The sequence below is a fragment of the Chitinophagales bacterium genome (assembly GCA_019694975.1).
In the GTDB taxonomy this organism is placed as follows: Bacteria; Bacteroidota; Bacteroidia; order Chitinophagales; family UBA10324; genus JACCZZ01.
The window spans coordinates 283,444-296,694 of sequence record JAIBAY010000005.1 but is presented as its reverse complement, the minus strand read 5'-3'; the positions used below and the strand labels follow the sequence as shown (position 1 = coordinate 296,694).

The following is a 13,251-nucleotide window of genomic DNA, read 5'->3' as shown; positions in this document are numbered from 1 at the left end:
GGGGATATAGCTCAGTTGGCTAGAGCGCTTGCATGGCATGCAAGAGGTCAGGGGTTCGACTCCCCTTATCTCCACAGATATTCATCGTAAAGTGCGTTCAGCGCAATAATCACCTTAACAAGCCGATAGAAATTCAAAGGGCAGTTTATTCACTATATGCCTTAAAGTTACCCTGCCATTTTTCTTAACCTGGCAATCCACTCATCATGATGATTGCTTGCAAATCCGGGAAGTGACAATTGCATAATGTTTTTGCAGCATGATGGTAATAAGATGCTGGCTTATCCATTGCATTTTCAAGTTGTAACTTAGCGAAGTCATATGAGTATGAAATCAATTTTATGGCTGACTTGCTGCATCGTGCAGAGCTATTTCGCCTGCTCACAGGTAAAAGATCCGGCTTACGGACTGATGCTTCAGCATCTGCTTTCACATTCCGTGCGTGAAATCAGCGTGCAGGAAGCGGCGGAAAAATCTGCCGGTATAATTTTTCTTGATGCCCGTGAAAAGGACGAATTTGAAGTGAGTCACCTGAAAAATGCATTGCCGGTCGGTTACGATCAATTTACCCTGAATACGGTGAAAGGAATTGATAAAGATGCGCGGATAGTGGTTTACTGTTCGGTAGGATACAGGAGTGAAAAAGTTGCTGAACAGCTTAAGAACGCAGGTTTTTCCCATGTCGCCAATTTGTATGGCGGAATTTTTGAATGGGTGAATGAGAATCATCCGGTCTATGATCAGTCGGGAAAGATCACCGGCAACGTGCACGCTTATGATCATACCTGGGGAGTATGGTTGCAGAAAGGGGAGAAGATTTATTGAATGGGGAAAGCCGGTTTGGGCAACACCGCAATTTCTTCTCACTCCCGATATCAAAACCTGCATGCCGCCTGTCATATAAACCTTAGCGCGTAAATTCTATATTTGCTGTTCCTAAAAAAATCAGCTCATGGATGTATTACCCTATCTCAATCAGCACAAACAGCGTTTCCTGGATGAACTGTTCGAAGTGCTTCGCATACCATCGGTTAGTGCCGATCCGAAATTCAGCGATGATGTGTTTAAGGCGGCGGAGTTTATGAAGAAAAAACTCATAGAAGCCGGTGCAGAACATGTTGAACTGATACCGACAGAGGGCTTCCCGGTAGTATATGGTGATAAGATCATTGACGCTAAACTGCCAACAGTACTGGTATATGGACATTACGATGTGCAGCCCGCTGATCCGTATGAACTTTGGAACTCACCGCCCTTCGAGCCGGAAATCAGGGAGGAAAATATTTACGCACGCGGTTCCTGTGATGACAAAGGACAGGTGTTCATGCACATCAAAGCGCTGGAAATTATGATGCGGACAAATTCTCTTCCATGCAATGTAAAATTTATGATAGAAGGAGAAGAGGAAGTTGGTTCAGCGCATTTAAATGATTTCCTCGCTAAGAATAAAGACCGGCTCAAAGCGGATGTCGTGCTTGTTTCTGATACTTCCATGATTGCCAATGACTGCCCTTCCATTACGATCGGCCTTCGCGGCTTAAGTTATAATGAAGTGGAAATTACCGGGCCAAACCGCGATCTGCATTCGGGTGTTTATGGCGGAGCAGTGGCAAATCCGATTAATGTTTTGTCAAGGATGATTGCTTCGCTGAAAGATGAAAATTTCCGTATCACCATTCCGGGATTTTATGATGATGTGATTGAATACAGTGCGGCCGAAAGAGCCGAGATGGCAAAGCGGCCGTTCAGCCTCGACGCATATAAGGAAGAATTAGGCATAAGTGATATTGAAGGTGAAGCCGGCTATACAACGATTGAACGTGCAACAATCCGGCCCTGCCTCGATTGCAATGGCATCTGGGGCGGTTATACAGGTGCAGGCGCTAAAACGGTGTTGCCGTCGAAAGCAACAGCGAAAATCTCTATGCGGTTGGTTCCTAATCAGTCGTCAGAAAAAATTACCGAGCTCTTCCGTAAGCACATCATGTCGATTGCTCCTGCTTCTGTTACTGTTAAAGTTACAGCACATCACGGTGGTGAGGCAGTTGTCACGCCTACTGATTCTATTGCTTTCGCCGCTGCGAATAAAGCGATGGAACACACTTTTGGCAAGAAGGCAATTCCCACCTTCGAAGGTGGCAGCATTCCTGTTGTAGCTTCCTTCGAAAGCATACTGGGTTTGAAATCGATATTACTGGGATTTGGACTTGATACTGATGCGCTGCATTCGCCCAATGAACATTACGGCTTGTTCAATTTCTACAAGGGCATTGAAACGATTCCCTTCTTCTACCAATACTTTACCGAGTTAAGCAGTAAGAAAGGATAGCAGTCTTCAAGCGCGTTTTTTCGAATTTGATTACGCGGAAGGATTTTGTAACGAATGGTAACACGACCATCAGTTATCATTGACTGGCAAATTTTGCAATGGTTAAGGCCGACAGGATTCCATCCGGCCTGCGGAATGCTAATAGTGATGTTGCTGGCATTATATGCTTTCCGGTAAGAGATCAGGAAGCAGGCCTTTGGTTAACAGACGTGGGCATATTTCAATCAGGTTTTTTCCGGGCCTGTTTAAGCTGTAAATTCAGCTGCAAATAGCTTAATCATCTGCCATCCTTCAGCAACCGATTCCATGGTTGTATGTGAATTGCCTGCTACAAACCTAATCACAAAACGGTCATTCAGTTTTGTTTGCGTCAGCAGGATTTTACCACTGCTATTCAGTTTTTCCAGTAGTAATTTATTGACCTGATCCAGTTTTGTTTCGTCATAAATTCCTTCCGGCTTTATCCTGAAGCAGACCAGGTTCAGCGGTGCCGGTGCCATCAGTTCGAAATGCGGCGTGACGGCGATTTCATGTTTGAGCCATTGCCCGTATTGTATATGCCGGCGGATTATTTCACGTAATCCTGTTATTCCATAGCTGCGGATGACAAACCACAACTTCAGCGCACGGAACCTCCTGCCAAGTGGAATGCCCCAGTCGCGGTAGTTGTTCACCATCAGATCTTCCGGTGTTTTCAGGTATTCAGGTAATATGCTGAAGGTATTAATCAGCGCCTGCTTGTTCTGTACAAAATAAGCGGAGCAATCAAAATGGGTAAGCATCCATTTATGCGGATTAAAGACGTAACTATCGGCCAGCTCTATTCCTTTGCTCATCCAGCGGAATTCAGGTAACAGCAGCGCCGTACCTGCATACGATGCATCAATATGATGCCAGCATCCATACTTTTTGCAGATCAGCCCGATTTCATGAATGGGATCAATCGCAGTGGAACTTGTTGTGCCAATAGTGGATATCACACATAAAGGGAGAAAACCATCAGCAACGTCTTTTTCAATGGCCGCTTCCAGTGCAGATGGAATGATGGCAAAATTTTCATCTGTTTCAATCTTAACCAGGTTGTCAATTCCAAAGCCTGCGATCTTTGCACCTTTGTCAACAGACGAATGTGCCTGCATGGAAGTATATATCCTGAAGCATGGCTGCGACCTGAAACCTGATTTGTTCACTGAATAGTTCGTTTTTACTTCCCTTGCAGTGAGCAATGCAACTAATGTTGAAGTTGAACTGCTGTCCTGTATTACGCCTGTAAAAGGGCGGGGAAGGCCTTTCATCTCCCGCAGCCATTCCATCATGCGCTCTTCCAGTTCTTCTGCGGCAGGAGAAGTGAGCCAGACCATGCATTGTGCCCCCAGCGTGGCGGTAAGCATTTCTGCAAGCAGAGAAGGTGCACTGCCACCGGTGGGAAAATAGGCGAAGAATTGCGGATGTTGCCAGTGTGTCATTCCCGGCAGGATAATATTGTTGAAGTCATCAAACAGCTGCCCGAACGGCTCGGGTAGTTCCGGGGCTTTTTCCGAAAGTTGATTTTTAATAGCTCCCGGGTTAACAGAAGGTTTTACAGGATACGTTTTAATATTCTCAAGGTAGTCTGCCATCCAGTTTATCAAATCATGGCCGTGTTTTCTGAAGTCGTCGCTGTTCATGTTGGTTGCAGTATTAGTAAATGGGTAATGTTATCAGATAACTGTCTAAAATTAATCTTATGCCGCTAACCATGGCTAAACAATGATTTCCAATGTAATCCTGTGAGGTTGTCCATGATGCATCTTCATAAAGTTGTAGTTTTAGCAATTTAATTTACCTTTCAACATGAACAGATTATTTTATCTTCCATTCTGCTTACTTGTTTTGTCTGCAATGGCACTTATCCTTTATGCTGATCGGTGGTTGGAGTCTTCTGCCGAAACTAATGAAGCAGGTGAGTTTGGCAGGAGAGAAAGCGGAAAGGAAGCGAATGAAGACTTTCTTTTAATACGCGCCTATCCTGATGCATATATTGATCCTGCAGCATTTGGTGCTGTCGTGAATAAGGCGCTTGCTGCTGCGCATAATGCAGTAAGAGAAGAGGAAAGCTGGATTGTTGAAGGGCCGGGAAATATCGGCGGAAGGATTAACTGCAGCGCCATTGATCCGGTAAATCCTAATACGATGTTTGTCGGTAATGCATCCGGCGGAATATTCAAGACAACCGATGGAGGCCTTAACTGGACTCCCGTGTTTGATGCGCAACCCTATCTTGCAATCGGCGCAATTACGATTGATCCGTCGGATCATCAAACGGTGTGGGCAGGCACCGGTGATTTGAATATCAGTGGTTATCCTTTTATCGGCGACGGCATATACAAAAGCATTGATGGTGGCCTTACGTGGACGCATATGGGTCTGACCGCACAGTGTATCGTAGCTAAAATTATTGTTGATCCAACCAACTCAGCTATCATCTACGCAGCTGCAATGGGCATTCCTTTTTTTGAAAGCGCCGATCGTGGCTTATATAAATCAACGGATGGCGGTTTAACCTGGAATCAGGTGCTGTTTGTGGACGAAGATGCAGGCATCATAGATGTGGTTATGAGTCCTGCAGATCCGCTGACATTATATGCTGCCAGCTGGAACCGGATCAGAAATAATCAATCGACGGTTGTTTATGGTCCGGATGCGCATATCTATAAATCAACTAATGGCGGCAATACATGGTCGGTGCTGACAAATGGTTTGCCTGCCTTTAATACTTGCAGAATCGGTCTTGCCATCTCACAACAAAACCCTTCTAAGTTGTATGCAATGATTGTTGATACCACCCTCGTATTGCAGGGTGTATATAAAACTGTTAACGCCGGTTCTTCCTGGAGCAATGTAACCGGCAATTTCGACAATGGGGTATTCGGAACACAAGGCTGGTACTTTGGGAAAATCTATGTGAATCCGGCTAATGATAATCAGATTTATGTTCCCGGCGTGGATCTGCAAAAATCATCCGATGGAGGTAACAACTGGTCAACAGCCACGCCGCCCTGGTGGACTTACGAAGTGCATGCTGATGGTCATTACATGGATTTTGTAAATGAAAATACTTTCTATTATTGTACGGATGGAGGTATGTATAAAACTACGGATAACTGTGCCACCTGGTCTGATGCTGAAGATATTCCCAATACGCAGTTTTATCATGTGGCGTACAATCCATTCCAGGCAGATCAGGTATTTGGCGGAGCACAGGATAACGGCACAACCGGTGGCAGTGCGCTGGGAATAAATGGATGGGAGCGGATTTATGGCGGCGATGGATTCAAACCGGTTTATGATCCGGTTAACAGCAATTTGTTTTACGTGGAAACACAGAATGGCGGACTGGCGTATACCAATAATGGCGGCCTGAGTTTCGATGACTTCACCAATGGTATTGATTGGAATGATCGTGTCAGCTGGGATATGCCCTATATCATTTCTCCAGTAAATCATACGGTTTTCTACTGCGGAACATATCGTGTCTATAAACGCAACGGTGCGCCAAACGGAAGCTGGTCGCCTGTCAGCCCTGACCTTACAGATGGCGTTGTTTATGGCGACCGCTTTCATGTCATAACCACTATTGCTCAATCCTCATTGAATGAGAATTTCCTGTATGCCGGCACAAGCGATGGGAATGTCTGGTATTCGCAGGATGGCAGCAACTGGGTTAATGTCACATCCGGATTACCGGAAAGATATGTGACTTCCATCTTCGCTTCACCAGGTGATACAACAGGTGTTTACGTTACACACAGCGGATATAAGAACAATGATTTTATTCCGCATATCCATAAGAGTGTTAACAATGGGCAAAACTGGACAGACATCTCCGGTGATTTGCCGCAGTGGGCGATTAATGATGTGTGGGTAATGCCCGGAAATGAAGCAACCATTTTTGTTGCAACCGACGGCGGCGTTTACTATACCGAAAACGGTGGTGTCAATTGGAACAGGTTGGGTAATAATATGCCATTGATTGCTGTGTATGATATTGAGTTCAATCCTGTCTCTAACCGGTTAATTGCCGGCACTTTTGCAAGAAGTATCTGGACCATCGATATCAGTAAGCTGACAGGCATTCAAGCGCCGGCTCCGGCTAACAATCAGGTGGCGGTTTATCCGAATCCTGTAACAGATTATCTGACTTTGGATTTGAACAACTCTTTGGTGTCATCAATCGTCATATATAATACAAAGGGTGAAGTTGTTTTCAGTCGTGAAAATATTCATCCTCGGCCCAAACCGGAGATTCCGGTTGTAGATCTTCCTGCAGGCATATATTATTTTCAGCTGAAGGGCCAAGACCAGGCATACAGCGGAAAGTTTGTGAAAATGTAATGAATGCAGTTTCGGATTTCAGATCAGGTGCATTGCCATTATTTCAGTTATCCGAAAAAAGAATAAAATGGAATGCGTCGCGAAATGATGGTTTAATTTTATTTTCGCATCGCTTTTTTCATTTAACCTACTTTATGTATGCCTATTAACATTGGACAGCAGGCACCGGAGTTCGCTTTGTATGATACCAATAAGCAAAAAGTCGCACTCAGCAGTTACCGGGGAAAGAATGTTATCCTGCTGTTTTTCCCATTTGCTTTTTCCAGCGTTTGCACCCGTGAAATGTGCGAGATAGGCGAGAACTATTCTTACTATACACAGCTGAATGCAGAAGTGATCGGCATCAGTGTGGATTCTCTTTTTACCAACAAACAATTCAGAGAAGAACATAAACTGAATTTCCCGTTGCTCTCTGATTTCAACAAGGAAGTGGCACCATTGTATGATTCACTGGCTGATACATTTGCCTTTGAATACAGTGGCGTTGCAAAACGCTCCTCTTTCGTGATTGACAGGGATGGCAGCATTGTTTATATGGAAATTCTTAAATCGCCCGGTGAATATCCGGATATGCAAAAACTGAAAGAAGTTGTTGCAGCATTAAATTAATTACTTATAAATTTGACAAAAGGTTGAGCTAATGGTTTCCGGCCAATACAAAAAAAAACAGGATATGAGAAAAATTACACGTTTACTGATCATCGCTTGCGCCGTTTTCAATACCGCCATTGCGCAGGATATTCCCAACGGAGATATGGAATCATGGATTCCGGTAGCCGGCTACGATTCGCTGGTTGACTTTACCTCTACCAATTCCTTTTTCTTTCCGACCATCAATGTCACCAAGGTGAGTGATGCACACGGCGGATCATTCGCAGTTAGAATGGAAGGAACAACGTGGCTTGGTGTTTTCCCTGTTCCGGGTGGCATAGGAACAAATGCAGAAGTAAACCTCACCACCTTTACGTTAAGTGGCGGATATCCTTACACACAGCGTCCTGTTGCATTTACCGGCTGGTATAAGTACGCGCCGGTAAATAATGATTCCTGCATTTTCCTGGCATTGTTTACTAAATGGAATGGAACAAAACGTGATACAATAGGCATTGCTCCTTATTTTGGCAAATCCACAGATGGTCTTTATAAGCAGTTTTTAACTAATATATTGTATCTCTCTCCCGATAACCCTGACTCGGCATTTGTGCTGGCATTAACTTCGTCGGCCTTTCTTACTGCGCAGATCGGCAGTGTTTTGTATGCAGACGATCTGAATTTCACATTCAATGTCGGAATTCCTGAAGTGAAGAATAGCGCTATGGTGTTGAATGCTTATCCCAATCCGGCACGTGACCAATTCACCATTGAGCTGGACGATCATCAGGCTGTGGCAGCCATTGAATTATATGATGTGCTTGGGAATAAGGTGAAACAATTAAAAGTGACTTCAAAAAATACAGTGCTGTCAACTGCAACCTGGTCTGACGGTATATATTTTTACCAATTGAAAGATGCCAATGATCATACATTAGTGTCGGGGAAATTTTCGGTGAAGAAGTAATTCCGTTTATGAGTCTTAAAGGGAAAACCCGCGGGAAATGTCCTGCGGGTTTTTTATTTGGAATGGCTGTCAGGCACAGGTTCACCAGGTAAATATTGATGTGAACCTTTGGGTCAGAGCGCCAGTAAGAATAATCAATTGTTTATCGCGCGACTAACAGCAAGCAAAAAAATGTCAGTCAGCAGGTACAGATGAAACCCCGTTTTCCTTTTTTTCTAATTCCTGTTCCTGTTTCCATTTTCGTCGTTCCTCTTTCTGTTTCGTTTTTTCAGCGTCTTTCTGAAACAGGTCTTTGAATTTATTAAACTCCCGCTTATAGGAAAGTGCAACGCCATTCTTGGTTTTATATCTTTCATCCACTACATCATACTGACTCTTGCTGAAGGCTTTTCCACTCAACCGGCCATCGGGTGTAATTTTGTAATCAACGGAAAAATCACCTGCCACATTGGTTGATCCCGTTGTTGGCGCAGCAGTATTATTCGCACCGGCGAAATCAAAATTGCCCCCGGCTTCCAGTGCAAGCCTGTCATTGAAGAAGCGTTTTGTCAATGCCACTTCTAATTCGTTTCGCTTGGTATAGTCATTTGGATTGGTGGAATTCAGTTTCGCTTCATAAGACTGGTAATTCAGGTTTACATCAATGTCGTTACGGATCTGTGAGGTCCAGTAGCTTAACTGATTCAGCAGGAATTCGCTCACGCTGTTGTTTACATCTGATCCGATGCTTTGGTTGCCGGTGCCGGAATTGGTAGGCAAAAACCGGTTCAGAATCAGTAATCCGAATACCTGCTTGTTCAATTCTCCTTCGTCCTGTTTCACTTTCTGCACCTGCTGATAAGCGGCGCTGCTGAGCGTTGTTTCATCCGGCAGCAAGATGTCAAAGGTAACATCAGGTAACAGTAACGAACCGCTCAGCTTCAACGCCACTCTAACCGGAACGTGACGTTGCAGGTCTTTGATTTCCTGGTCGGAGAAAGTGATTCCGGATCCAACCGCAAGGTCATATACAGATGCCTTGGTGGAATAAAGGGCATCAATATCAATCTGGGCTTCATAAGGGTCACCCGTCCATGAAATGGTACCGCCTTCATCAATCGTGAAGAATTTGTTGAAGAAATTTTGCAGTGTAAAAAGATAATCACCTTCCGCAATGGTATAGGTTCCGTACATGTTGAAATCTCCTTTCGTATCTATTTCCATCCTGATATTCCCGTTGCCGGTGCCTGAAATAATATCACCTGCTTTTTGGTCAAAGATGATGCTGATCTTCGCATCAGGCGTAATATCCATGTCAAAATTTAAGCGAAGGCCCTGTAAAAGTTCGTTGCCTGTGTTGGTAAAGTTTAAGGTATCATTGTCACGTTTCATATAGCGTATGAAGGAACGGTCGCCTATGCCTGTGCCTGAATTAATGGGAATGGCAATGGATGTTCCCTGCTCAGAGGCAACACTTGCGCGGATTTCCATATTCTCCACAGGGCCTAAGAACTGAATAATGCCGGATGCTTCAGCGGTTCCATAAAACAGGGTATTGTCTTTTTCCGTTGTATTCAGCGCCTGAATGCGGTTGGTATTCATGGATAGGTCAAAAACGAAGTCGCGAAGGTGATCATGTACAACCTGTCCTGTTGCTGTTGCTTCATGCTCATTGGCATCAAAGAGTTTCATCTTGCCAATGTCAATGTTGTAGGTGTTAAAAATGACTGTTTCGTTATAGGTCTTGTAAGTTGTTTGCAGGTAGTCCACTTTCAGCGATAAGAAGGGTATGGTAAGATTGCCGGCAAGCACAGGTTCATCCGGTGTTCCGGTAAGTTGAAGTGTACCTGCTGCCGAACCGGTTGTATTAGAGAAAAACCCGGGCAACAGCGTTTCAAAAAAGCTCAGGTCAAATTGGTGGATGTCGAGTTTGAAATTCATTTTGTCTTCCACGCGACGCGGGAAATATGAACCGGTTGCTTTCACATCATATGCAGCATCTGTCAACTGTACTTCGGTGGTTACTTCATCTGTTTCCGGAACATAACTCATTTGTATCGCAGATGATGCAATGGAGCGTTTGTTCACCGACAGGTCATTTATTTGCAGGCTCGCCTGGAAGCGGGGAGCGTGAAAAACATTGAGTACTTCCATGCTGCCTGTTAGATTTCCATCAATATCGAATCCGGCCTGTTGTATGAAGTGATAGAGGTCGGCTACCGGAATCTTATTGAATTGGAAGAGCAGGTTAGTGGCACGCGGACGGAGGTTGATATTCGTTACAGCAAGTGACTGGTCGTCATGGCGCAGCGTGAAATTGTTGAAACGCAGCCGCTCATCCTCGTAATGCAGGAAATTATCAGGTGAAACGGCCCATCGTTTATTATTCAGCACCAGGTCCGATGGCAATACTTTCATCATAATACCTGCCGTATCGCCGGTTACCAGGGCATGAAGGTTCATAAAAGTGCTACCTGGTATGTTGGCACCTGATAAGTTAAACAGGGCGGAATCACCTGATACCTGTAAATGAATGCCCGGTTGAGTAATGGACGTGGAATCACCGATCTGCAAATCGCTGGATACGGCGCTGAAAAGTAACTGATGCTGATTGGTGTTTGCCTGCAGGGACAATGTATCTACAAAAAGGTTTTTGTACTGCAATGCAGGAATGGTACCGGCGAATGTGAGGGTGTTGCCGAGCGAATTAAAATGGCCATGAACAGTACTGTTGCTTAAGCCGCCCCAGCCGGGAAAGAAAAAGTGTAACACGCCTGCAACATCATTCAAGGCAATATCAAAATCAAAATCCTGTTGTTCAGTTGCTGCTGTTGTATGCGGTAAGGATGGGAAATAATAATCCAATACCGAGAGAAAAGAGTTCGGTAATCGTGAAAGCAGAAAATGTCCGTTGAAAACGGCCTTGCCCTGATCGGCGGTCAGTTCAAAGTGTTTCGATCCGTTCGGTTCATTGATTTGCAGACTGACGGTATCCAGCGTAAGCGATTGGCCGGGTTTTGAGAATGTTGTATTGAAAGCGATGGCTTTGCCAAGCAGGTTGTCAATGTTATCGCCAGTCATATTCATGTTAAGCTGTGTGCTTACCACATAAGCACTGTCCGTGAACTGCAGTTTGTTTAAACGGGCACCGGTAATAGCTGCCTGGAAATTATAAACTGGCAGTGACTGGTTCAGATCAACGAAGCCGGCAAAATCAAGATTCAGGTTTTCATCATGCAGTTCAACATTACCGGTGAAAAGTCGCTTCGTGAAGGTTCCGTCAACCAACAAGTGCTGGTAGTTGTATCCGTTGAACTGCAATTGCTGCACTTCACCATTCATGCTTGCATCGAGATCAGCTATCTTCAGACCGGTGCCGGCTATTTTTGCATTGAAGCTGATGACACCCATTAAACTGTCGGCATTGGCATAATTTCCGATATCAAACTGGTTCATGGCCAGGTTGCCACTGTACGATGCATTGGTATATTTTTCATTGAACTTCATATTCAGGTCAGTGCTCACCTGTCCGATTTTTGAATTCATTACTCCGTATGCTACAAAATCATTGAAGAAACCTGTAAAGGAGCCATTGAAATCAACAGTGCCAAGTTTGCTGAATTCTTTGGGCAGCTTCAGACCGTTGATTATGGATCCGGCATCGTCAGCACTTGTAACCAGCTGATTGATCTTCAGGTCAACAAAAGTGGCCGCGATATCCGGCAATCCTTTGATGTCCACACTTCCGTTGAAACGGGTAAGAGCAGCTGTCTGCAGTTTAACCTCTTTGCCTTTCAGGTTATCTACTGTGCCATAAAAATTCCCGGATGTCAGCACCGTTCCGGGAAGCTTTTGAATTTGCGGCATAAAGAAGGCGATGTCTTTCAGCGAGATACTGGCATCGTTCAGCAGTGCTTTCATCGTTACCGCGGCATTGTAGTCGAAGAAGGCATGAAAATTCCGGTAGTTCATCGAATAATAGTTATTCACCGAACTGTTTGGTGTTTCAATTCTTAGCTGTTCGGCTATTGCTGCAACAGGTGTTACGGTTGCATTTGTTTCCAGGTGTTCGACGGTGAATCCTGATTTTTCAAGGAAGCTTAAGTGGCTGATATTTGCCTTGATGGTGTCAAGTATCATTGACCCATTGCTGATCTCAAGGTTGAGATCTTTGTATTGCTGATGATATCCGTCGAAGCCTGCTGCAGCCAGCGGTTCATTCATATCATCAAACTGAAACTGAGAGTCCTGAAAGCGGAACCGCTTCACCATCAGCTTCAGCGGTTTGGTGTTGAGGTGTACGATGGCCGTATCAGTGGCAGAAAGTGTGTCATTGGGGTCGATGTACCGTTGCAGTTTGGCGATTTTCAGGTCGGCCCGCTGAAATGTAATATCATGCAGGGCGATCACGGAATTGACAAGATCAAGTTGCCGAACGGCAATACTTAACTTCGGGATCTTAAAATCGAGCCGCACATCATTGTATTCATCGAGCATTACAAAGTGTGTTTCGTTGAGCACTACGGCTCCAAGGTTAAGCACCGGTGGTGTTGTTTCGATTGGAGAAGGACCTTTCTTGCTAAAAGCATCCACGATAAATTGAAAATTGAAGGCTTCGCCATCCTTTGGGTTATGCAGGTACACTGAGGCGCCGTCAAGCTTTATGCTTTTTATGACATACCTGCGCTGAATAAGATCAATCAACCCGAGTGTAACATCAATTGTTTTTGCCGCCACAAGAGTATCGTTGTTCAGATCCTTAATCAATATGTCATGTAAAAGGAGGTGGTCGAACAAACGGAAGTTTATGCTGCCAACCCTGATTTCAGTGTGTAACATGCCGGACAGGTAGTTAACCACTTTGTCGCCGATGTAACTTTGAAACTTCGGATTATCAACCCTTGCAGCGATGATTCCTGTAAGCACAAGGAGCATCCCCAGCACGATCAATAGTATATTTCCAATTTTGCGGAAGGTGCTCAAACCTGCAGGGGATAAGAGTTTCAGTGAT

At 44.6% G+C, this 13,251-nt stretch carries 7 protein-coding genes and 1 tRNA gene; 6 read left to right on the top strand and 2 right to left on the bottom strand.

Annotated features, from left to right (window positions below):
• The 3 genes from K1X61_11615 (at position 1) to K1X61_11605 (ending at position 2,329) form a co-directional block, all read left to right on the top strand.
• Positions 1-74, top strand: a tRNA-Ala gene (locus K1X61_11615).
• A gap of 253 nt (positions 75-327) precedes the next feature.
• Positions 328-825 (top strand): rhodanese-like domain-containing protein, encoded by a 498-nt coding sequence (locus K1X61_11610; GenBank protein ID MBX7109285.1) that lies wholly within the window; start codon positions 328-330, stop codon positions 823-825.
• 127 nt (positions 826-952) lie between these two features.
• Positions 953-2,329, top strand: coding sequence for a dipeptidase (locus K1X61_11605; GenBank protein MBX7109284.1), 1,377 nt, complete (start codon positions 953-955; stop codon positions 2,327-2,329).
• Between the two features lie 245 nt (positions 2,330-2,574).
• Here K1X61_11605 and K1X61_11600 read toward each other — a convergent pair whose 3' ends face one another.
• A complete protein-coding gene (locus tag K1X61_11600) occupies positions 2,575-3,996 on the bottom strand; it encodes an aspartate aminotransferase family protein (protein MBX7109283.1) in 1,422 nt (473 codons plus the stop codon).
• Positions 3,997-4,162: 166 nt separating this feature from the next.
• Here K1X61_11600 and K1X61_11595 point away from each other — a divergent pair, with 166 nt between their 5' ends.
• The 3 genes from K1X61_11595 (at position 4,163) to K1X61_11585 (ending at position 8,261) form a co-directional block, all read left to right on the top strand.
• Positions 4,163-6,703, top strand: a complete 2,541-nt coding sequence (locus K1X61_11595) for a T9SS type A sorting domain-containing protein (protein ID MBX7109282.1) — start codon at positions 4,163-4,165, stop codon at positions 6,701-6,703.
• Positions 6,704-6,841: 138 nt separating this feature from the next.
• Positions 6,842-7,312: a redoxin domain-containing protein gene (locus K1X61_11590; protein MBX7109281.1), complete on the top strand. Its 471-nt coding sequence runs from the start codon at positions 6,842-6,844 to the stop codon at positions 7,310-7,312.
• 64 nt (positions 7,313-7,376) lie between these two features.
• Positions 7,377-8,261: a T9SS type A sorting domain-containing protein gene (locus K1X61_11585; protein ID MBX7109280.1), complete on the top strand. Its 885-nt coding sequence runs from the start codon at positions 7,377-7,379 to the stop codon at positions 8,259-8,261.
• A 174-nt stretch (positions 8,262-8,435) separates the two neighbouring features.
• Here the strand turns inward: K1X61_11585 and K1X61_11580 are convergent, their stop codons facing one another.
• Entirely contained in the window at positions 8,436-13,184 is a 4,749-nt protein-coding gene (locus tag K1X61_11580) for a translocation/assembly module TamB domain-containing protein (protein MBX7109279.1), read from the bottom strand.
• Between the last annotated feature and the right edge of the window lie 67 nt (positions 13,185-13,251).

Coding starts and splice junctions, on each gene's coding strand:
- K1X61_11610 (MBX7109285.1), top strand. CDS start 328: ATGAAATCAATTTTATGGCTGACTTGCTGCATCGTGCAGAGCTATTTC.
- K1X61_11600 (MBX7109283.1), bottom strand. CDS start 3,996: ATGAACAGCGACGACTTCAGAAAACACGGCCATGATTTGATAAACTGG.
- K1X61_11595 (MBX7109282.1), top strand. CDS start 4,163: ATGAACAGATTATTTTATCTTCCATTCTGCTTACTTGTTTTGTCTGCA.
- K1X61_11585 (MBX7109280.1), top strand. CDS start 7,377: ATGAGAAAAATTACACGTTTACTGATCATCGCTTGCGCCGTTTTCAAT.
- K1X61_11605 (MBX7109284.1), top strand. CDS start 953: ATGGATGTATTACCCTATCTCAATCAGCACAAACAGCGTTTCCTGGAT.
- K1X61_11590 (MBX7109281.1), top strand. CDS start 6,842: ATGCCTATTAACATTGGACAGCAGGCACCGGAGTTCGCTTTGTATGAT.